The sequence below is a fragment of the Niveispirillum sp. GW835-FHT14G11 genome (assembly GCF_058793615.1).
In genome coordinates this window covers 1-19,133 of record NZ_JBXAFZ010000023.1, presented here as the reverse complement: position 1 = coordinate 19,133, position 19,133 = coordinate 1, and the positions used below count along the sequence as shown (strand labels likewise).

General features: G+C 66.2%; 21 protein-coding genes and 1 pseudogene. 15 read left to right on the top strand and 7 right to left on the bottom strand.

The window, feature by feature from the left end; translation table 11 throughout:
* Positions 1-4: 4 nt before the first annotated feature.
* Both AC1Q7F_RS28825 and AC1Q7F_RS28820 read left to right on the top strand, forming a co-directional pair.
* Positions 5-619, top strand: a complete 615-nt coding sequence (locus AC1Q7F_RS28825; RefSeq protein WP_492512012.1) for a 2-hydroxychromene-2-carboxylate isomerase — start codon at positions 5-7, stop codon at positions 617-619.
* 24 nt (positions 620-643) lie between these two features.
* On the top strand, positions 644-1,534 hold the full coding sequence (locus tag AC1Q7F_RS28820) for an SDR family oxidoreductase (RefSeq protein ID WP_492512011.1): 891 nt from the start codon (positions 644-646) through the stop codon (positions 1,532-1,534).
* A gap of 3 nt (positions 1,535-1,537) precedes the next feature.
* Here the strand turns inward: AC1Q7F_RS28820 and AC1Q7F_RS28815 are convergent, their stop codons facing one another.
* Both AC1Q7F_RS28815 and AC1Q7F_RS28810 read right to left on the bottom strand, forming a co-directional pair.
* Complete coding sequence (locus AC1Q7F_RS28815) at positions 1,538-1,915, bottom strand: RidA family protein (protein ID WP_492512010.1); 378 nt, start codon at positions 1,913-1,915, stop codon at positions 1,538-1,540.
* 31 nt (positions 1,916-1,946) lie between these two features.
* Entirely contained in the window at positions 1,947-2,843 is an 897-nt protein-coding gene (locus AC1Q7F_RS28810; RefSeq protein WP_492512009.1) for a LysR family transcriptional regulator, read from the bottom strand.
* A 220-nt stretch (positions 2,844-3,063) separates the two neighbouring features.
* Between AC1Q7F_RS28810 and AC1Q7F_RS28805 the strand changes: the two genes are divergently transcribed.
* The 12 genes from AC1Q7F_RS28805 to AC1Q7F_RS28750 all read left to right on the top strand — a co-directional run bounded on the left by AC1Q7F_RS28805 (position 3,064) and on the right by AC1Q7F_RS28750 (position 11,219).
* Positions 3,064-3,456 (top strand): RidA family protein, encoded by a 393-nt coding sequence (locus AC1Q7F_RS28805; RefSeq protein ID WP_492512008.1) that lies wholly within the window; start codon positions 3,064-3,066, stop codon positions 3,454-3,456.
* Between the two features lie 293 nt (positions 3,457-3,749).
* On the top strand, positions 3,750-5,171 hold the full coding sequence (atpD, locus tag AC1Q7F_RS28800) for a F0F1 ATP synthase subunit beta (RefSeq protein WP_492512007.1): 1,422 nt from the start codon (positions 3,750-3,752) through the stop codon (positions 5,169-5,171).
* Entirely contained in the window at positions 5,168-5,584 is a 417-nt protein-coding gene (locus AC1Q7F_RS28795) for a hypothetical protein (protein WP_492512006.1), read from the top strand. The genes atpD and AC1Q7F_RS28795 overlap by 4 nt, the downstream gene beginning before the upstream one ends.
* Positions 5,581-5,859: an AtpZ/AtpI family protein gene (locus AC1Q7F_RS28790; RefSeq protein ID WP_492512005.1), complete on the top strand. Its 279-nt coding sequence runs from the start codon at positions 5,581-5,583 to the stop codon at positions 5,857-5,859. The genes AC1Q7F_RS28795 and AC1Q7F_RS28790 overlap by 4 nt, the downstream gene beginning before the upstream one ends.
* A complete protein-coding gene (locus AC1Q7F_RS28785) occupies positions 5,849-6,118 on the top strand; it encodes an N-ATPase subunit AtpR (protein ID WP_492512004.1) in 270 nt (89 codons plus the stop codon). The genes AC1Q7F_RS28790 and AC1Q7F_RS28785 overlap by 11 nt, the downstream gene beginning before the upstream one ends.
* Positions 6,118-6,795, top strand: a complete 678-nt coding sequence (atpB, locus tag AC1Q7F_RS28780; RefSeq protein ID WP_492512003.1) for a F0F1 ATP synthase subunit A — start codon at positions 6,118-6,120, stop codon at positions 6,793-6,795. The genes AC1Q7F_RS28785 and atpB overlap by 1 nt, the downstream gene beginning before the upstream one ends.
* 3 nt (positions 6,796-6,798) lie before the next feature.
* The gene (locus tag AC1Q7F_RS28775) at positions 6,799-7,041 is read left to right on the top strand and encodes a F0F1 ATP synthase subunit C (protein ID WP_492512002.1); all 243 of its coding nucleotides are present in this window, start codon (positions 6,799-6,801) and stop codon (positions 7,039-7,041) included.
* Positions 7,042-7,044: 3 nt separating this feature from the next.
* Positions 7,045-7,764 (top strand): F0F1 ATP synthase subunit B family protein, encoded by a 720-nt coding sequence (locus AC1Q7F_RS28770; protein WP_492512001.1) that lies wholly within the window; start codon positions 7,045-7,047, stop codon positions 7,762-7,764.
* Entirely contained in the window at positions 7,761-9,239 is a 1,479-nt protein-coding gene (locus AC1Q7F_RS28765) for a F0F1 ATP synthase subunit alpha (protein WP_492512000.1), read from the top strand. Before AC1Q7F_RS28770 ends, AC1Q7F_RS28765 begins: the two co-directional genes overlap by 4 nt.
* Positions 9,236-9,994 (top strand): hypothetical protein, encoded by a 759-nt coding sequence (locus tag AC1Q7F_RS28760; RefSeq protein WP_492511999.1) that lies wholly within the window; start codon positions 9,236-9,238, stop codon positions 9,992-9,994. The genes AC1Q7F_RS28765 and AC1Q7F_RS28760 overlap by 4 nt, the downstream gene beginning before the upstream one ends.
* Positions 9,995-10,063: 69 nt before the next feature.
* Complete coding sequence (locus AC1Q7F_RS28755; protein WP_492511998.1) at positions 10,064-10,429, top strand: hypothetical protein; 366 nt, start codon at positions 10,064-10,066, stop codon at positions 10,427-10,429.
* Positions 10,419-11,219 (top strand): OmpA/MotB family protein, encoded by an 801-nt coding sequence (locus AC1Q7F_RS28750; RefSeq protein ID WP_492511997.1) that lies wholly within the window; start codon positions 10,419-10,421, stop codon positions 11,217-11,219. Before AC1Q7F_RS28755 ends, AC1Q7F_RS28750 begins: the two co-directional genes overlap by 11 nt.
* Positions 11,220-11,226: 7 nt before the next feature.
* Here the strand turns inward: AC1Q7F_RS28750 and AC1Q7F_RS28745 are convergent, their stop codons facing one another.
* Positions 11,227-12,483 carry an EAL domain-containing protein gene (locus AC1Q7F_RS28745; RefSeq protein WP_492511996.1) on the bottom strand — a complete coding sequence of 419 codons (1,257 nt, stop codon included), beginning with the start codon at positions 12,481-12,483 and terminating at the stop codon, positions 11,227-11,229.
* Between the two features lie 253 nt (positions 12,484-12,736).
* Here AC1Q7F_RS28745 and AC1Q7F_RS28740 point away from each other — a divergent pair, with 253 nt between their 5' ends.
* Entirely contained in the window at positions 12,737-12,937 is a 201-nt protein-coding gene (locus AC1Q7F_RS28740; RefSeq protein WP_492511995.1) for a helix-turn-helix transcriptional regulator, read from the top strand.
* Between the two features lie 132 nt (positions 12,938-13,069).
* Here the strand turns inward: AC1Q7F_RS28740 and AC1Q7F_RS28735 are convergent.
* From AC1Q7F_RS28735 to AC1Q7F_RS28720, 4 genes and pseudogenes are all read right to left on the bottom strand, one after another.
* Positions 13,070-13,596 (bottom strand): annotated as a pseudogene (locus AC1Q7F_RS28735) (integrase core domain-containing protein); the annotation flags it as partial.
* 300 nt (positions 13,597-13,896) lie between these two features.
* Positions 13,897-16,980, bottom strand: coding sequence for an efflux RND transporter permease subunit (locus AC1Q7F_RS28730; protein WP_492511994.1), 3,084 nt, complete (start codon positions 16,978-16,980; stop codon positions 13,897-13,899).
* Positions 16,977-18,017, bottom strand: coding sequence for an efflux RND transporter periplasmic adaptor subunit (locus tag AC1Q7F_RS28725; RefSeq protein ID WP_492511993.1), 1,041 nt, complete (start codon positions 18,015-18,017; stop codon positions 16,977-16,979). Before AC1Q7F_RS28725 ends, AC1Q7F_RS28730 begins: the two co-directional genes overlap by 4 nt.
* A gap of 374 nt (positions 18,018-18,391) precedes the next feature.
* Positions 18,392-19,051 carry a response regulator gene (locus AC1Q7F_RS28720; protein WP_492511992.1) on the bottom strand — a complete coding sequence of 220 codons (660 nt, stop codon included), beginning with the start codon at positions 19,049-19,051 and terminating at the stop codon, positions 18,392-18,394.
* Positions 19,052-19,133 lie beyond the last annotated feature (82 nt).

The window sequence follows — 19,133 nt, the reverse complement described above, 5'->3', positions numbered from 1 at the left end:
CGACGTGCAGGACGGAGCGGCGGCGCTGGGTTTCTATTTCGATTTCATCTCCCCCTATGGCTGGATCGGGGCCGAGCGGGTGGGACCGCTGGCCCGCCGGTTCGGCCGGGCCGTGGACTGGCGGCCGATCCTGCTGAAAATGACGGTGATCGGGGCGATGGGCCTGCCGCAACCGTTGCAGACCCCGTTGAAGGGTCCCTATATGCAGCACGATATCGGCCGGTCGCTGCGTTTCCACGGCCTGCATCTGGCCCCCGATGCGCGCTTCGGCTTCTCCCCCCTGAAGGCAGCCCGCGCCGTGCTGTGGGCAAAGACCGTGGCGCCCGAGAAGGTGGAGCCACTGGTCCTGTCGCTCTACCGCGCACACTGGTCGCAAGCGCGCGACATCGCCGACGCCGATACCGTGCTGGACATCGTCAAAGCGAACGGCCTGCCCCGCCGGGACGCCGCAGAGGCGCTGGACAGCGAGGCGTTCCGGGAGGCGCCCAGGGCCGTCACGACCGATGCCATGGCCGCCGGCATCTTCGGCTCCCCCACCCTGGTCATCGACAGAGAGGCGTTCTGGGGATCGGACCGGTTCGCCATGGCGGAAGCCTGGCTGGAAACCGGCGGCTGGTGATTCTTTCCAATTCAAGAGGCTTTCATGACCCGTTCCCTGAAAAACAAGACGCTTTTCATCAGCGGCGGCTCGCGCGGCATCGGGCTGGCCATCGCGCTGCGGGCCGCGCGCGATGGCGCCAATATCGCCATCGCCGCCAAGACAGCGGAACCGCACCCCACCCTTCCCGGCACCATCCACACGGCCGCCGACACCATCCGCGCGGCGGGCGGCAAGGCGCTGCCCATCCTGTGCGACATCCGTGACGAGGCGCAGGTGGAACAGGCGGTGGCGCAAACGGCCCACACCTTCGGCGGCATCGACATCTGCATCAACAATGCCAGCGCCATCAAGCTGTCCGGCATCCTGGACACGCCCATGAAGCGCTTCGACCTGATGCATGGCGTTAACGGGCGGGGCAGCTTCCTGGTCACGCAGAAATGCCTGCCGCATCTGCTGCGGGCCCCGAACCCGCATATCCTGTCGATCTCCCCGCCGTTGCATATGCAGGAACGCTGGTTTGCCCCGCATGTCGCCTACAGCATGGCCAAATATGCCATGAGCCTGGTGGTGTTGGGCGTGGCGGGGGAATATCGCGGCAGGGTCGGCGTCAACGCGCTGTGGCCGCGCACGGCCATCGACACCGCCGCCATGGCCGAATTCAAACCCGCCGAGGATGGCCGTCCCCTGCGCTCGCCCGCGATCATGGCCGACGCCGCCCACCTGATCCTCACCGCACCCGCGACGGAGACGACGGGGAACTTCTTCATTGATGATGAGATCCTGCGCGCACACGACCACGCCGATCTGTCACCTTACGCCCCACCGGGCACAGACGATATCGACCTTCTGCCCGACTTCTTCGTGCCCAGCCTGCGGGAATTGCGGGGCCTGCCCGACCCCGACAATCCTTATCACCGGCAGAAGGTCAGCTGACCCTCAGCGCACGGCGATGGCCTCGATCTCCACCAGATAGCGGGGTGAGGCCAATGCCTTGACGAAAACCAGCGTACCGGCGGGTGGCGGCGACGGCAGGGCGGGGGTAAAGGCCCGCAGGAAGCCTGCCACATCCTCCTCACGGGTCAGGTAGACGGTCAGCTTGGCGACATCCGCCATGGCCATGCCGCCGGCCGTCAGTACAGCCTCCACATTGGCCAGCGCTGCACAGGTCTGCGCCTCGATCCCGTCGGCGGCGACCCCTTCCCCGTCGATGCCGACCTGCCCCGCCACATAGAGCGTGCGCATGCCGGTGGCGACCATGCCCTGACTATGGACGGGATTGGGACGGGCACCAGGCCGGTTGACGGCTTGCAACATGATGGTCTCCGCAATTTTGAAAGGATGAAGGTCAGCCGCCCAGTTCCGCGACCATCAGGTCGATGAAGCGCCGGACGCGCGGCTCCAGGAAGCGCTTGGTGGGGTAAAGGGTGACGATGGACACGTCGTCCATCTCCAGGTCGGGCAGCACCTGACTCAGGCGGCCGGCTGCCAGATGGCCGGCCACCAGGAAATCCGGCAGGAAGGCGATGCCCAGGCCAGCCAAGGCAGCATCCCGGATCGCTTCCCCGCTGTCCAATCGCAACCGGCTGCGCCCTTGCGCGCGCGCCCAGGTGCCGTCCGCGTCACGAAACCGCCAGGCCTGACGACGTGACCCGCTACTGAAATAAAGGCAGTCATGCGCCACCAGATCGTCCAGACATTCGGGCCGACCCCGGGCAGCCAGATAGGCCGGGCTGGCACACAGGACGGCCCGGTACTTGGCAATGACGCGGGAGACAAGCCGGTTGTCGGGGCTACTGAGCCCGATGCGGACAGCAAGATCGAAACCATCCTCCAGCAGGTCGGCGACCCTGTCGCTGAAACTCACCTCCACCTGGATATCAGGCCAGGTCCGCAGGAATTTCGCCAGCAGGGGCAGCACGATCAAACGCCCGAAAGCGTCCGGAACCGTCATGCGCAGGACGCCCCGCGGCGTGCCGGCGGGACTGGCAACGCTGGCCTCGGCATCGTCGATGGCCGACAGGATCTGCTGCCCCCGGTCATAGAGGACGCGACCTTCGTCCGTCAGGGCCAAACTGCGCGTGGTCCGGTTGAGCAGCCGGATGCCCAGCCGCCCCTCCAACCGCCCAACGGCCTTACCGGCGGCCGACCGCGTCAGTCCCATGGAACGTCCACCCGCCACGAAGCTGCCGGCGTCCACAACAGCCATGAAAACCAGGATGTCGTTCATGTTTGCCCGCAGCATGCCACACCCCGGCTTTCCAATGTCATTTCTTTCATATAATGAAATATTTCATTATATGGCAATAAGAGATATCAACGGGCAGAAGGGACTTTGTATCCCCATATGGCATTAAATCCGATCAGTGGGGAAATCCGTTCAACAAATATTCCCTTACTGTCCGGGAAGCCGCCGCCCGTCCCCGGGCGCTGTCGCGGCCTGTCAAGCCAACGGAAACAACATCATGACCAACATCGTCCGCACTTTCGATCACGGCGTCTCGTGGGAAAAGGAATTCGGCGTTACCCAGGCCTATGCCGTGAACGGCACCATCCACATCTCCGGCCAGTTCTCTCATGACATGCAGGGAGAATTCGTCGGCCCCGGCGACATCCAGGCGCAGACCCGGCAGACCTTGTCGAATCTGGATCGCGTGCTGGCCGGCTATGGCGTGTCCAGATCGAACATCGCCTATATGGAAATCTACCTGACAGATCCACAGCGGGATTTCGGCGAGTGCATCACGCTGTTCAAGGAATATCTGGGCACGCACCGGGTCGCCGGAACCTGTCTCGGCGTACCAAGCTTGGTCTTTCCCGACCAATTGATCGAAATCAGTGCCGTGGCCTACACCTGACCGACGGCCGCTCCGCAGGCGTGCATCTCTGCCGCCTGCGGAACAGCTTGGCTGTTCCGACCTTGACCTGTGACAAGACGGATGCGGCCGACGCCCGAACTGAAGCGGATGAATTCCAGCCACTATCCTGCAATTCAGCGATGCCGATTGATTTCGCGCAATGCGGTGTTTTTTTTCCCGAGCGACCCTGGCGGGAGAACGGTTCCGAAGGACCGGAGCCCTCCCCGCGACGTTCCGGATATCCAGGGCCCGCCAGACGTCCGGTTCCAACTTGCTGCAACTCGGCGAAGAGAATGCCTGACAACCCCACTCCAGAGACGTTCGAAGGTCGGTTATCCGGCACCGTCCGGGCGATCCGGGGATCGGTTGTGGACATCGCCTTTCCCCACGGATCGCCTTTTATTGATGAGTTGATCCTAATCGGGGACGGCGTGCCTGCGGAGGTGCGGACCCACCTGTCGGCGGATCTGGTACGGACCGTAGCGCTGGGCGGGACGGCCGGGTTGCGCCGGGGCGACAGCGCACGGCGCACGGGCGCCGGCCTGAACGTGCCGGTGGGACCGGCATTGCTGGGCCGGGTCGTCGATGTCATGGGTGGGCCACTGGACGGTGGCCCACCCATTGTCGGCGACGCGCCTCGCTGGCCCATCCACCGTCTCTCGCCACCCCTGGCGCGGCGCAATGCGCGCCTGGCGCCGCTATGGACAGGCGTCAAGATCATCGACCTGCTGGCCCCCCTGGCGCGCGGCGGCAAGACCGCGCTGTTCGGCGGAGCCGGGGTCGGCAAGACCGTATTGATCATGGAACTGATCCGCACGGTGGTAGAGCGCGATGGCGGGCTGTCGGTCTTCGCCGGGATCGGCGAGCGCTCGCGCGAGGCGGCTGAACTGCTGGACGACATGCGCGGGTCGGGGGTGCTGGAACGGACATCCATCGTGCTGGGCCAGATGGCCGAACCGCCGGGAGCCCGCTGGCGGGCAGGGTTGACGGCCCTGACCCAGGCCGAGTATTTCCGGGACGCCATGGGCCGCGACGTGCTGCTGCTGATGGACAATGTCTTCCGCTTCGTCCAGGCAGGGGCGGAGATTGCCGGTATGCTGGGCCACATGCCGGCCCGGGTCGGCTACCAGCCCACCATGGCGGGCGAGATCGGCATGCTGGAGGAACGCATCGCGTCGGTCTCTGGCGCCGCCATCACCGCCATCCAGGCCGTCTACGTCCCCGCCGACGATTTCACCGATCCGGCCGTGGCCGAGCTGTTCAGCCATCTGGACGGGTCCGTGGTGCTTTCACGGGCCGTGGCGGCGGAGGGGCTCTATCCCGCGGTGGACCCGCTGGCCTCGACCGCCCGGCTGATGGACCCGGGCATGGTGGGCCAACGCCACTATGATGTGGCCGGGGCCGTGCGGTCCGCCATCGCCCAGTATCGGGCGCTGGAGGATATCATCGCGCTGCTGGGCATCGACGAGCTGTCGGCCGCCGACCGGCAGACGGTGACGCGGGCCCGGCGCCTGCTGCGCTTCCTGACCCAGCCCTTTCACGTCACGGGCAGCTTCACGGGCCGAAGCGGCGTCAGTGTGGACATCGAAGAGACCCTGGCCGGTTGCGAGGCCATCCTGGCCGGCGAAACCGACGGCTGGGCCGAGGCGTCGCTCTATATGACCGGAACCCTGGCCGACGCCCGCGCGCGGGAGAAGGCGGGAGGGACGGCATGAGGGTGCGCATCCTCTCCCCGTTGGCCACGATCCTGGACCGGGCCGACATCGCCCAGCTGTCGGCGCGCGACGATAGCGGCGCCTTCGCCATCCGATCGGGTCACGCCCCCTTCCTTACCGTCCTGCCGCCATCGGTCCTGGCCCTGACACCGACCGGGGGCGGCATGCTTTACGCGGCCGTGGCCGGTGGCCTGCTCCAGGTGGACCGCGACGGCGTGCTGATCACCAGCCCTGAGGCGGCCGTGGGCGACGATCTGGCGCCGCTGGCCGCGCGGGTGGAGGCGGAACGGGCGGCACTGCTGCTCCAGCGGGACGAAAGCCAGGCCGCGGAGCAAAAACTGCATGCGGCACTGATGCACCGTCTGCTGGACAGCGTGGCCGTAGAGCGAACAGACGGGGGAGGGCAGCCATGAACGATCCCGATCTGCTGGACCCCATCCGCCGCGCCCGGCGCGACCGGGAACGCGCGGCGGCGGAGACCCGGCGCGGGCTGGGCGCCACCCTGGCCCTGATCGGTACGCTGGGCTGGATGATCGTGCTGCCGCCGCTGGCCGGCCTGTTTCTGGGCCGCTGGCTGGACGGTGACGGCGACGGACGCTTCTGGACCCTGTCGCTGCTGTTCACGGGTATCGGGATCGGCTGCTGGGCGGCCTGGCGGCGCGTCACGGAGGAGCAGGATGACAATTGAGACCTTGGCCTGGAACGGGCTCTGGCTGCCGGTGGGGGCGGGGCTGGCCTTCCTGTTCTTCCACCTGCTAGCGCTGAACAGCCGGTTCTATGCCAGTGGCCGCGCGGTCCTTGCCATGGGTTTACATGCGGGGCGGCTGGCGGGGACGGCGCTGCTGTTCGTGCTGGCGGCGCGCCAGGGGGCGGTTCCGCTGCTGGCGCTGCTGGCCGGGTTCCTGGCGGTCCGGCCCCTGCTGATGCGCCGTCACGAGAGGGTATGATGGAACTCTCCGCTCCGTTCGCGGCACCCGTCGCCTTCACCCTTGGCCCTTTTGCCGTCACCTGGCCTGTGCTGCATGCCATGTTGGTCAGCTTGGTCCTTACCCTGCTGAGTGCCCTGCTGTCGGCGCGGGTCGGCAGCGACCGGCCGGGCCGGCCGGGCATCGCGCTGGAAGCCATGGTCAGCACCCTGCGCGGCGAGTTGGACCAGGTGATGCAGACCGACAGCCGGCCGTTCCTGCCACTGCTGGGCGGGCTGTTCCTGTTCATCGCTACCGGCAACCTGATGGGGCTCGTGCCCGGCCTGGGGGCACCGACGGCACATCTGGAGACGGCCATCGCCCTGGGGCTGGCCGTGTTCGGGTCCGTACAGGTGCTGGGCATCCGCCGGCGCGGCTGGCGAGCCTATCTGGCCGGCTTCGCGCATCCGCGCTGGTGGATGCTGCCGCTCAACATCCTGTCGGAACTGACGCGCACCCTGTCCCTGGTCCTGCGCCTGTTCGGCAACGTGATGAGCGGGGAATTCGTCATCGCCATCGTGCTGTCGCTGGCGGGCTTCCTGGTACCGGTGCCGCTGATGGCGCTGGAGGCGCTGCTGGGCCTGATCCAAGCCTACATCTTCACCATCCTGGCCGCCGTCTTCATCGGCGGCGCCATCGGTTCAATCGAGAAGAGCTGACCCATGACCATCGAGATGATTAGTATCCTGGCCGCCGCCATCGCCGTCAGTTTCGGCGCCATCGGGCCGGCCCTGGCCGAGGGGCGGGCCGTGGCGGCGGCGCTGGACGCCATCGCCCGCCAGCCCGACGCCGCCAACACCGTGTCCCGCACCCTGTTCGTGGGCCTGGCCATGATCGAGACGACGGCCATCTACTGCCTGGTGATTGCCCTGCTGGTGCTGTTCGCCAACCCGTTCGCGGGCTGATCCATGCATATCGATCCCACCACTCTGGCCTTGCAGCTTGTCAATTTCCTGGCGCTGGTGCTGCTGCTGCGCCGGTTTCTCTTCAAGCCCGTGCTGAGCGCCATCGACCGGCGGGACACGGAACTGGCCGAACGGCACCGGCAGGCCGACGCCCTGGGCCAGGAAGCCGCCGCCGCCCGTGACGCGGCGGCGGCGGAACGCACTGCCCTGGCGCAGGAGGCAGGGATCTTGCGCGCCAAGGCCCGCGAGGCGGCGGAGGAGGAGCGGCGGCGCATCCTGGACGCCGCCCGCCGGACCGCCGACGCGCTGCACCGGGCGGCAGAGGAACGCATCCGGACGGAACGGGATCAGGCCGAGGCCGAATTGCTGAACCGGGCCGGGGAACTGGCCCTGGACATCGCCGCCCGGCTGCTGTCCGATGCGCGGCCCGACCTGGCCGATAGCATCCTGGCCGAGGTGCTACGCCAGGAACTGGCGGCGCTGCCGGCGGAGGAGCGGGCAGCACTGCTGGCCGGCGATGCGCCGCTGGCGGTGGCCACGGCCCGCGACCTGCCACCGGCGTTGCGCGACGCACTGGTCGCCGTACTGCCAGCGGGACGCGCCGTCACCTGGAACCTCGACCCGGCCCTGATCGCCGGTATCGAGCTGACCGCCCCCCACCACCTGATCCAACATAGCTGGCGGGCCGCTCTGGCCGTGGCGCGCGACGGGTTGCACGGATGACTGATACGCTGTCCCGGACGCTTGATGCCTGGACCCGCCGGCAGCGGGACCGGCTCCGCCAAGCTCCCCTGTCACGACCGGTCTGGCGCCAGTTGGGTCGCGTCGTCCATATCGGCGATGGCATCGCTCTGGTCGCCGGTCTGGAACAGGCGCCGGCCGACGGTATGCTGGTCTTCCCCGGTGGCGTGCCGGGTCTGGTGCTGGACCTGGAGCCGGACCGGCTGGGTTGCCTGTTGCTGGGCGATGGCGGGCACATCAGGGCCGGCGATGCCGTCGCCATGGCCGGGGGCACAATGCGCGTGCCCGTGGGCGAGGCGTTGCTGGGCCGCACCATCGATCCGATGGGCCGCGCCCTTGATGGCGGTGCCGACCCCCTGCCGGCGCGGCTGGCCCCCGTGGAGCGGGCCGCCCCCGCCCTGACCGACCGCGGCACGGTGGCGGAGACGCTGGCCACGGGCACCACCATCATCGATGCGCTCTACCCGATCGGGCGCGGGCAGCGGGAGTTGATCGTCGGCGACCGGGCCACGGGTAAGACCTGCATCGCCGTCGACGCCATGCTGGCCCAGGCCCATACAGGCGTCATTCCCATCTACTGCGCCATCGGCCAGCGCTCCTCGGCTGTGGCGGACGTCGTCGCCACCCTGCGCGCGGGCGGCGTGGGCGACCGGGCCGTGGTGGTGGTCGCCGGCCCCGACTCTCCCCCAGGGCTGCAATGGATCGCCCCCTTCGCCGCCATGGCCGTGGCCGAATATTTCCGCGACACGGGCCGCCACGCGCTGCTGGTGCTGGACGATCTCTCAAAGCATGCGGCCATGCATAGACAGATCAGCCTGCTGCTGCAGCGCCCGCCGGGGCGCGAGGCCTTTCCCGGCGACATCTTCCACCTGCATGCCCGCCTGCTGGAACGGTCGGCCAAGCTGTCGGATGCGGCGGGCGGCGGGTCGCTGACCTGCCTGCCCGTGGTGGAGACGCAGGCCGGCAACCTGTCAGCCTATATCCCCACCAACCTGATCTCCATCACCGACGGACAGATCTGTCTGGACGCGCGGCAGTTCCAGGCCGGGCAGCGCCCCGCCGTCGATGTCGGCCGCAGCGTCAGCCGCGTCGGCGCCCGCACACAGCCCAAAGTGCTGCGTCAGTTGGCCGAGCGGCTGAAGCTGGAATATGCGCAATTCCTGGAACTGGAGGCCTTCACCCGCTTCGGCGGTCTGGTGGATGAGCGCACCCGGGCCACGGTCGAACGGGGCCGGCGTCTGCGCGTGCTGCTGGCGCAGCGCCAGGGACGGCCCCGCAGCCTGGCGGCCGAGGTGGCGCTGCTGCTGGCACATGCGGAGGATCTGACCAGGGGCATGGACTTGGCCGCCGTGGAGCGGGCGCGCGACGCCGTTACCGGTGCTGTCGACGGCACCGACCCGACGGACCTGGATGCCCTACGCCGGATCATCGCCACGGCAAAGGCCGGTCTTCCATGAGCCTCGCTTCCCTCGAATACCGGCTGTCGATGCTGACGGCCCTGCTGGAGGTCGTGGAGGCGCTGCGCTCCCTGACCGCGGCCAGGCAGCAGAAAGCCAGCGCGCTGCTCCCTTCCGCGGCAGCCTATGCTGCGGCGGCCGGACAGGCACTGGCTGTGCTGGCCCCCATCGTGGCCTCTTCGCAACCTGTCGTTCAACTGCTGCTGGGACCGGAGGGCGGATTCACGGGCGGGCTGTGCGGACGGCTGGCGGCGGCCGTGCCGGCGGAATGGAAACCGCTGGTGGCAGGCAGGCGGACGGCGACGGCCATGCGCGGCCGGAACAAGCCCATGGATGCGGCACTGCCGGTCCCAGGAGCCGTCGACACTCTGCCGGCCCTTGCCTTGCGGCTGGCCGGCATGCTGCCACGCGGTGCTGCGATCACCGTCCTGCATCCGTTGGGTCACCGCATCGTGCGCACCGACCTGCCGGCCATGCCGGACAGGGCCGGACGGCACGACCTGCTGACCCAGCTTCCAGGCGGGACGCTGGTGGCCGCCGCCGCCCTGCAGAACCGGCAGGCGCGGCTGCTGGAGTTGCTGCTGCTGACCCACATCGCGGAGTTGATGGCCCGGCTGGCGACGCTCACGGGCGCTCGTGAACGCATCCTCGACCACATCGAGGCATTGAATGTTGAAATCTCCACGGTCCGCCAGGAAGGGATCAGCCAGGAGATAGCGGACCTTTGGGCCGGCCGCAGCACCCTTCATAATTGAGCTACATCATCACGCACGATCACATACCATGGTATTCGTTCAAAAATTGACCCTTCCCGGCACTGCACCATGGCCCGATCCTGTTCCTCGCGTTTCGTCCTGACCAGCGTCCTGGACATCCTTGCCACCACCGGCCTCCTCTGGTTCGTCAACCATGCCGGCGGTGATACGCGCTTCCTCTACAACGACGTGGGATTGCTGATCGTCGTTGTCGTCATCTGCGTCACCCTGCTGGCCTTTCATCGTGACGAAATCCTGGCCGCGCCCGCGGCCATCGCCGTCGTCTTCCGGGGGCCGGCCAGACGAGATCGGGGGGTGGCGGACCTGCCGGAGGGCGTGGTGCTGGCCCATCTGAACCGCTCGCCCTCCATCACCCGGAAGACGATGGCGACATATCTGGTGGATATGCATGGCGAGGTGGTCCATGGCCGCTGAACCCGATCACGGGTCCGCCAGGCGCAATCAGGACACCAACCACGCCCGCATGGCCGCACGCTGGAACCAGCCTGGTCGCGCCAAGTTGGCCGAACCGGCGGAGGAAAGCGAGGAATGGGTCATCAGCTACATGGACATGGTCACGGTACTGATGACCGTCTTCCTTGGCATGGTGGCCATCCTGGGCATGGACGGGCGCCTGTCCGTCACCGGCGAGGTCGACCGAGCCGCCACCGTTGAGCAGGCATTGGAACGGACACCGCCGACCGCCTCCCTTCCAACCGGACCACCCCCGCCGGGAACACCCGCACCGGAGGCCCAGCCACCCCTCTCCCCCGCCGCCCGGCAGTGGCTGGCACGACTGGAATCTCTGGGCCTGCCGCCGGAGGTGGATGTCAGCAGCAACGAGCGCAAGGTAACCATCGTCGTTCGTGACCCCATCCTGTTTGCCTCGGGCTCCGCCACGCTGCAGCCGGCGGCCATCGACCTGTTGCGCCAGCTGACCCCGTCGCTGGCCAGCCTGCCCGGCAGCATCACCGTAGAGGGGCACAGCGACGGCCTGGCCATCAGCACGACGCGCTTCCCCTCCAACTGGGAATTGTCGGCGGCCCGGGCAGCGGCCGTGGTGCGAACCTTGACCGCCATGGGCATACCGCCCGGCCGCTTGGCGGCAACAGGTCTGGCCGACAGCCGGCCGCTCACCGGCGACCCGGCCCGCCGGTCGGAGAACCGGCGCGTGGAGATCGTGATCGATACCGACGCCGCGACCGCCCAATCCGCCATCCGATGAGAGTTGATCAACCGGTGGCCTTGCCGCCGAACAGGCGCGACCACCATGAGGACGCGGGCGTTTCGGCGACAGTGTCCGGCTCCGCCGCTGGCGCCGGCGCACGGGGGAGGGTCGCCTCGCGTCGCTGCTCCTCCCCGATCTTCACGCCATCATGATAGGCGCGGGTGGCCGCCGCACCCTGAACATATTGAAAACCGAGCGTCCGCGCGTCGATCAGCGCCTGACTGTCGCGGCAGCGGGACAGGATGCAGCGCTTGCGGTCCACCGGCCCCAACCATGTGATGCCCCCGGCCGTGTCGATGGGTACGCCACCATCATCCAGCCAGGATATCCGGTACCAGTCGGCGCGCGGCAACTCTGTGTCCGAGGGAGCTGCAGCCGGCACATGATCGATAGCCACCCCGATCTCGTCGGCCCGTGCCTGAATCAGGGCTTTCTCCATCGTCCCGCGATCGGCAGCCCACTCCAGGAACGGCATCTCCACCACCAGCTTGCCATGCAGCCGGGCGGGAAAACGCGCCGTCATCCCCCTGAACTCCTCACCAGCCACCGTCGCGGCGTGCAGCTTCACGGCAACCGGCAGGCTGTGTACAGCATCGTCACGCAGGAGATCGAACAGCATCCGGCGATCCAGCAGCGCCGTGACCTGATCGAACAGCCAGGGCTGCCGGCGCATCTGCGTGGCGAACAGCCGGTCCAGCGCGTCGATGGACACTGTCCGTTCGATCATCACCGGGACCAGGTTCTCGCCATCCTCCAGGCGGAACACCATCTGCTCACGCAGCAGGGAGGAGAGGTCGACGGCATGCAAGGTCCGCTCGATCTCCATGAACAGGTCGAGCGCATCGGCGGCGGGCGGGGCGGCGGGATATTCCTCCTCGCCGATCTGGCCGACAAGATGCCGAACCGCCTCGGCGAATTCCTCCGCCTGATGCTGCAGGTCGAACCATCGTGCCGTCATCCCGCCACGGTGATGAGCGGCCAGGGCGGCGGCGACACGCGCCAGCGCCTGGCGCCGTTCCGGCAGCAGACTTTCGGGTACGGACAGCACCAGCTTGTCATGCCCAAGGTCGAACAGCATCACCGCAGCGCCATCCTGCCTGGGCTTGCCGTCGCCCGCCAGCCAACGGCGCAGGGTGCGGCGAAAGACCGGTTCTTCGATATGCAGCAGCCCGGACAGGTCGAGGATGACGCCATGGTACCGGGGCCGGTCATGACAATAGCGCTCGGCCGTCGCCAGCAGATCCGCCGCTTGCTGTTTCATCGGCTATCCCTTTACCGATTGCCGTGCCATGCGTGCCGATGTGATCTCCACGGCAGGCGTGATCGCACCCACATTGGCCCAGCGCACAATTAAATTCCACTCACCTTGAAGTATCAATGATTATAAATCATTCAAACGTATGCTGTCTTTGTTGCTTTCGGTTATATTGGGTCCACGAGTTCTCAGAGCAGCCATGATTTTCATGCGATCGGCAGCTTGACCTGCATCAAAGCGGGTTCCGGAAGGATGCCGCATGATCACTGATGAGGAACTGACCCTCGGCAAGTTGGCCGCTGTGGCCGGCTTGGGCCCTGATCATTTCGGGAGGGCGTTCAGAACCAGTACAGGCCTATCGCCTTTTCGCTATGTCGCCCAACGCAGGGTGCATAAAGCGAAGGAGCAGTTGATGGACACCGATCTCTCAATTAGGGAGATCGCCTTGAGCCTGGGCTAATCGACGCCCAGCCACTTCACCGACACTTTTCACAAAGCAATCAGCACCACCCCTTCCCAAGGGCGCCGCAACAGACTGCAATAATGACGAAATAATTGATATGTCCAATAAAATTAGAATGGACCAAATAACCTAAGTGTTCAGTCCCGTGGATTGATGGTGTGGGTCGAGCCTGAACTTTTTGGGTTCATTCGTCCATGATTTGCAGATGAATACCCCAGGTGTGAGCCCTCGGAGGGTCTTGAGCCGCCGCGCGAAATGTAGGCAGCCACGAAGATATTGAGGTGCTGTTCGAACTGCTGCTCATGGCTGTCATAGTGGTAGCGTTTGACGGTGGCTTCCTGGATGGTGCGGTTCATGCGCTCGACCTGGCCGTTGGTCCAGGGATGCTTGATCTTGGTCAGCCTGTGTTCGATGCCATTCTCCCGGCATCGCATATCGAACATGTGCGTCATGTACCGGGCTGTCGGGCCGTCGGCGTATCTCGGCGGGAAGGTGAACTGGATGCCGTTTGTCGGTCAGCACCGTGTGGATCTTGTAAGGAACGGCTGCGATCAAGGCGACAAGGAACGCCGAGGCAGAGGAGCGTCCGGTTTTCTGACGACTTGGACGACAGCGAATTTGCTTGTCCGATCAATGGCGACATAGAGGTACAGCTTGCAGCTTGCCTTCGGCCGTCTCATCACCGGTCCCCTTGCGACCGCCAGGAGGTAGCCCCGAAAAGGTCGTCGTTCAGTTCCATCCCGGACGCGCGAATAATCGATAATTAGATATGTTATTTCGTATCATCTCCAGAATGAATAGCATACCTGCTCAATGCTGCCATCCCCATGCCAAGGCGGATGGATCGCCTGAAGGGCAGCCAGCGTCCGATGCAGACGGCAGCGCCGCTTGCCGCCCTGCTGAACGGCATCGCCCAGCGAAGCCGTTCTGTTCGCTAACCCACCGCAATGGCGATTTCAGATGAGGCGCCTCAACTTCGGCAACAGCCAATCCTCCATATCCCGCACATAGCTGAACATGACCGGCACGAAAACCAGGCTGAGGGCGGTGGAGGAGATCAGTCCCCCCATCACCGCAATGGCCATCGGCGCGCGAAAGGCCGTGTCATAGCCCAGTTGCAGTGCCACCGGCAGCATGCCGGCCAGCATGGCGAGCGAGGTCATCACGATGGGGCGGGCCCGCACCATGCAGGCCTCCACGATGGCCTCGCGCCGGGGACGGCCTTGCTTGATCAATTCCAGCATATGGTCCACCAGCAGAATGGAGTTCTTGTCGGCGATGCCCATCAGCATCAGCATGCCGATCAAGGCCGGCATCGAGAAGGAAGTACCGGTGAAGAGCAGCAGCACGAACGCCCCACCGATGGACAGCGGCAAGGCCGCCATCCGCGTAAAGGGCTGTATCCAGTCCCGGTACAGCAGGACCTGGATGGCATAGACCATCAGCAGGCCCGCCCCCATGGCCTGTCCGAAACCGGCGAACAGTTCCTCCATGATCTCGGCATCGCCCGCACTCTGCATCCGGACATCGGCCGGCATCTGCCGCAGGGCCGGAAGCGCTTGGACCCTTTCCAGCGCCACGCCCAATGCCACGCCGTTGAGGTTGGCTTCCAGTGCGATCCGGCGCTGCCGGTCATGGCGCTGGATACTTGTCGGGCCGCTGTCGAAGCGGATGTCGGCCACGGCGGAAAGCGGCACGCTGCCGCCATGGCCGGTCGGCAGAGGCAAGTTCCGCAGCATGTCGATGGATCGAGGGGCCGCTGCCGGCAGGCGCACGCGAATGGGGATCTGCCGGTTGCCATAGTTGAACTTGGCCAGGTTCGCCTCGATATCTCCGATGGTGCCGATATTGACCGCGTCGCTGATCGCCTGTACCGACATGCCCATCAGGGCTGCCTTGGCGAAATCCGGGGTGACAATCAGTTCAGGCTGGCTGAGCGGGGCCGAGTTGCTGACGCTGTTCAGTTCGGGAAGTGCGCGCATCTGGCGCTCCAGCGCTTCGGCCGTCCGGGCCAGCGCCTCGCCATCATCGCTGACCAGGGTGATGGACACGTCCTTTCCCCCGGCGGAATTCCCGAAACTGATCCGCATGTCCGGGAGCGTCAGCAGTTCCTGAAGCAGGTGCCGTTCGAATGACCGCTGATCAAGGTCGCGCCGATCCGGCGGCACCAGTTTAATGTCCAGCACAGCCACATTGATGCCGCTCGGGGTGATGCCTTCCGGCCCGCCGGGATCGTCCACGCTCATCGCGGCACCACCGACCGAGGCCAGGACATATTCCACCTCCGGCCGCTTCACAAGGATCGCCTCCGCCTGCCGGGCGGCCACCTCCATCCCGGCCAGCGTGGTGCCACGGGGCATTTCCAGCGTCAGGCGGGACTGGGACACGTCCTCATAGGGGATGAAGTCGGGGGAAAGGAACGGGATCAACCCGAAGGACAGGACCATGCTGAACAGGGCCAGCCCCATGGTCTTCAGCCGGTTGTCCAGCGTCCAGTCGACGAGGCGGCGGTAATGCGCGATCCATGGCGATGGGGCTGCATGCCGGAAGGGCGATCGCAGCAGATATGCCGCCAGCATGGGCGTCAGCAACCGGGCGACGACCAGGGAGAAGAAGGCGGCGATCGCCACCGTCAGGCCGAACTGAAGGAAGAACTTCCCCGCCATCCCCGGCATGAAGCTGACTGGCACGAAGACGCCGCAGATCACCAGCGTCGTGGCGATGACGGCCAGCCCGATCTCTTCCGCCGCGATCAGGGCCGCGTCACGGGGCGGGCGCCCTTCCCGCATGTGCCGGTGGATATTCTCGATCTCCACGATCGCATCATCCACCAGCACCCCGGTGACCAGCGAGATGGCCAGCAGGGTGACGCTGTTCAAGGAAAAGCCCAGCCAATGCATCACCAGGAAGGTGGGAATGATCGAAAGCGGGATGGCAATGGCCGCGATCAGCGTCGCCCGCCCGTCGCGCAGGAACAGGAAGACGACCAGGATCGTCAGCGCAGCCCCCTCGACAAAATTGGAGAGGGTGGCGTGAAGGCTGTTCTCGGTGAAGGTCACGAGGGAGAAGACCGGGCGGAACCGCAAATCGTTGCGGCTCCCCTCCAGCGCCGCCAGCCTGTCCCCCACCCGGCGGGCCACATCGACCTCGCTGGCACCCTTGGCACGGAAGATCTGAAAGGTGATGGCCGGAGTTCCGTCCAGCGTGGTGATGGTGCGCGCTTCGGCCCCGCCATCGGTGACGGTGCCCAGGTCGCCCAGTCGCACCTCCCGGCCGTTGGCCGTTGCGATGCGGGTTTCTGCCAGCCGTGCCACCGTTCCGGCACCGCCCAGTGTCCGCAGGGCATATTCCGTGCCGGACACGGTGATGCGTCCGCCGGGCAGGTCGATATTGGTCATCGCCAAGGCCCGGCTGATATCGGCGGCGGAAACGCCCAGCGCCATCAGCCGGACCGGGTCCAGCGTCAGGGTGATCTCATGGTCGATGCCGCCCTGGCGCCGCACGGCAGCCACGCCCCGGATCCCCATCAGTTCGCGATTCAGGACATCGTCGATGTACCAGCTCGCCTCCTCCGGGCGCAATTCCGGGGCCTCCAGCGCATAGACCAGGATCGGGCCGCCATCCATGTCAACCCGCTGCACCTGCGGCTCGCGAACGGATCGCGGCAACTGGTCTCGGATGCTGGCGACAGCGTCGCGCGCATCGTTGACCGCACGGTCGAAATCGGTTTCCAGGTCAAACTCGACGGTACTGCTGGACAAGCCCTCGGAAATCGATGAGGTGATGTGCTTCACCCCCTGCACGCCCGTCAACGCGCCTTCCACTCTTTGGGTGACCTGCGTTTCCATTTCCGTGGCGGTGGCGCCCGGCTGGCTGACCTGCACGCTGACCACGGGCACCACGATGGCGGGCATATTGTTGACCGGCAGCCGGCCATAGGCGAACAGCCCCGCGACCGTCAGCAGGAGAAAGAGTAGGATGGGCGGGATCGGGTTGCGGATGGCCCAGGTGGAAAAGCTGAAACGGTGGGAACCGGTCATCGATTGCCCCCCACCACGCGCACATGGTCGCCTTCCCTGACGAAGGCACCGGCACGGGCGACCACGCTCGCATCCGGCGGAACAGCATCCACCATCACCTGTTCATCATCGGATAGGACCACCATCACGGGCAGCCGCCTTGCCTTGTTCCCGGTGCCCAGGTCCCAGACGAAGGTGCCGATACTGTCCTGCTGAAGGGCCGTCCGGGGCAGCACCTTGCCCTCCCGGTGCGACTGCACGATGCGGACCATGGCGAACAGGCCGACCGGAACCGGGTCCGCGTCCGGAAGCCGGATGCGGATCGCCGCCATGCGCGTCGCAGGATCGACGCGCGGGGCGACAAGGCGGACCACCCCCTCGATGGCCACGTCCTGGCCCGTCAGCGTGACGGTGGCCGGCAGGCCAGGCCGCAGCCCGAACAGGGCGGCTTCCGGCACCAGCGCCTCCACCTCGATCTCCTGATGCCGGGCGATGCGGAACAGCGGTTCGCTGGCACTGACCAGACCGCCGATCACCGCCCTGCGCTCGAACACCATGCCGGCCTCCGGCGCCAGGATGGCGGTGCGTTTCAGGCTCAGCGCCGCATCGTCCAGCCTGGCCTTGGCCGCCTGCATCTGCGTGCGCCTTTCAACGACAAGCTGGCGGCTGACCGCACCGCTGTCCTTGATCGCGTCCACGCGGTTGAAGGCATCAAGCGCCCGCTCATAATCGCTGCGCAACTGCTCCAACTGGTTGGCGATGGACTGGCCGTCCAGCCGGGCCAGCACCTGCCCTTTCTCCACCACGTCGCCGACATCGGCCAGCACGTCGCGGACCCGCATGCCGGCCAGTTCCGTCATGAGCTGGATTTCCTCCCGCGGGACGGTCATGCCGGTCGCGGAGATGGTCTGCGCGATGCGGCCCTGCCATGGCCTGGCCACGGTGACGCTGAGGGCGGTGACGGCGCCGGGAGTGGGCGCATCTTGTCCCCCGGTCAGGGCGACAAGGCCACAAAACAGCATTCCGGCCATTGCCGGAAGCAGGACACGCTTGTTCATGGATCTTCTCATTCAAGGGCGGCACGGGTGCGCGTCCGGCATGGCTTCCGGGTCGGTCATCCCCAGTCGAAGGGCACCCGTGGCGGGATTGAGCCATCCGCCGGAACATCCGGGCGCGGCGATTTCCCCGGCCAGCCGTAGATCCGGCATATGTCGTTTTGACCGCCTGCGAACTCGTCCACCGCCGGCCGGGACGCGTGGTCGGGCCGGCGCGGGAACAGCAGAAGCGAACAGGGGAAACCGGGCATCTGATCCCTCCACCGATAGGGGCGGCAATGCCCGTTCCCGCATCGTGCGAAGGCAGGCGGCACCGCGATATATCCAGTGTATTCAGGCGCCCCTGGTGCACATCGGCCTTAAGGATGATGGCAGCGCTATTCCTTGACGATGCCCTCACGCCAGGCGTAGACGGCGGCCTGCGTGCGATCGGTCAGGTAGAGTTTGCCCAGGATATTGCTGACATGGGATTTCACGGTCTTCTCCGATATCGACAGGCGCGTTGCGATATCCAGGTTGGACAGGCCCCCGGCGATACAGTGCAGCACTTCCATCTCCCGCTCGGTCAGGTCGGCGTGCAACTGGTCCTCTTGCGGCTTGCCACCACGCGTGCCGGACACGATCGTCACCAATGCCTTGGCGATGCGCGGGCTCAGCACGCTTTCCCCCGCCGCCGCCTTGCGCACGGCGCGGACAAGGTCCTCCGGCGTCGTGTCCTTCAAGATATAGGAGATGGCACCCGCCTGCGTGGTGGGCACGACATATTCATCCCCCTCGTGGGAGGTGACCATGATGATCTGGCTGCGCGGGCTGACCCGCTTAATCTGGCGCACGGTATCGACGGCCGGCTGGTCGGGCATGAACAGGTCCAGCAACACCACATCGGGTGCATGCCTGCGGGCGGCCGATACCGCCTCCACACCACAGGTGGCGACGGCCATCACCTGGATGTCAGGAGCAGTGGCTAGAAAAGCGGTCAGCCCGCGGCGGACCATGGCGTGATCGTCCGCAATGATAAGTGTAATCCGATCCGTCATGATTCGGGACTATCGGGAATTCCGTGCTCGGCTGGGCGGTTTCAAATCAGGCGTTCATGGCCTTTGTGAACCTGTCGCCGAA

Excerpts from the sequence above, each read along its gene's own strand:
- AC1Q7F_RS28820 (WP_492512011.1), top strand. The coding sequence starts at position 644 with ATGACCCGTTCCCTGAAAAACAAGACGCTTTTCATCAGCGGCGGCTCG.
- AC1Q7F_RS28815 (WP_492512010.1), bottom strand. The coding sequence starts at position 1,915 with ATGTTGCAAGCCGTCAACCGGCCTGGTGCCCGTCCCAATCCCGTCCAT.
- AC1Q7F_RS28810 (WP_492512009.1), bottom strand. The coding sequence starts at position 2,843 with ATGCTGCGGGCAAACATGAACGACATCCTGGTTTTCATGGCTGTTGTG.
- AC1Q7F_RS28805 (WP_492512008.1), top strand. The coding sequence starts at position 3,064 with ATGACCAACATCGTCCGCACTTTCGATCACGGCGTCTCGTGGGAAAAG.
- atpD (WP_492512007.1), top strand. The coding sequence starts at position 3,750 with ATGCCTGACAACCCCACTCCAGAGACGTTCGAAGGTCGGTTATCCGGC.
- AC1Q7F_RS28795 (WP_492512006.1), top strand. The coding sequence starts at position 5,168 with ATGAGGGTGCGCATCCTCTCCCCGTTGGCCACGATCCTGGACCGGGCC.
- AC1Q7F_RS28790 (WP_492512005.1), top strand. The coding sequence starts at position 5,581 with ATGAACGATCCCGATCTGCTGGACCCCATCCGCCGCGCCCGGCGCGAC.
- AC1Q7F_RS28785 (WP_492512004.1), top strand. The coding sequence starts at position 5,849 with ATGACAATTGAGACCTTGGCCTGGAACGGGCTCTGGCTGCCGGTGGGG.
- atpB (WP_492512003.1), top strand. The coding sequence starts at position 6,118 with ATGGAACTCTCCGCTCCGTTCGCGGCACCCGTCGCCTTCACCCTTGGC.
- AC1Q7F_RS28775 (WP_492512002.1), top strand. The coding sequence starts at position 6,799 with ATGACCATCGAGATGATTAGTATCCTGGCCGCCGCCATCGCCGTCAGT.
- AC1Q7F_RS28770 (WP_492512001.1), top strand. The coding sequence starts at position 7,045 with ATGCATATCGATCCCACCACTCTGGCCTTGCAGCTTGTCAATTTCCTG.
- AC1Q7F_RS28765 (WP_492512000.1), top strand. The coding sequence starts at position 7,761 with ATGACTGATACGCTGTCCCGGACGCTTGATGCCTGGACCCGCCGGCAG.
- AC1Q7F_RS28760 (WP_492511999.1), top strand. The coding sequence starts at position 9,236 with ATGAGCCTCGCTTCCCTCGAATACCGGCTGTCGATGCTGACGGCCCTG.
- AC1Q7F_RS28755 (WP_492511998.1), top strand. The coding sequence starts at position 10,064 with ATGGCCCGATCCTGTTCCTCGCGTTTCGTCCTGACCAGCGTCCTGGAC.
- AC1Q7F_RS28750 (WP_492511997.1), top strand. The coding sequence starts at position 10,419 with ATGGCCGCTGAACCCGATCACGGGTCCGCCAGGCGCAATCAGGACACC.
- AC1Q7F_RS28745 (WP_492511996.1), bottom strand. The coding sequence starts at position 12,483 with ATGAAACAGCAAGCGGCGGATCTGCTGGCGACGGCCGAGCGCTATTGT.
- AC1Q7F_RS28740 (WP_492511995.1), top strand. The coding sequence starts at position 12,737 with ATGATCACTGATGAGGAACTGACCCTCGGCAAGTTGGCCGCTGTGGCC.
- AC1Q7F_RS28730 (WP_492511994.1), bottom strand. The coding sequence starts at position 16,980 with ATGACCGGTTCCCACCGTTTCAGCTTTTCCACCTGGGCCATCCGCAAC.
- AC1Q7F_RS28725 (WP_492511993.1), bottom strand. The coding sequence starts at position 18,017 with ATGAACAAGCGTGTCCTGCTTCCGGCAATGGCCGGAATGCTGTTTTGT.
- AC1Q7F_RS28720 (WP_492511992.1), bottom strand. The coding sequence starts at position 19,051 with ATGACGGATCGGATTACACTTATCATTGCGGACGATCACGCCATGGTC.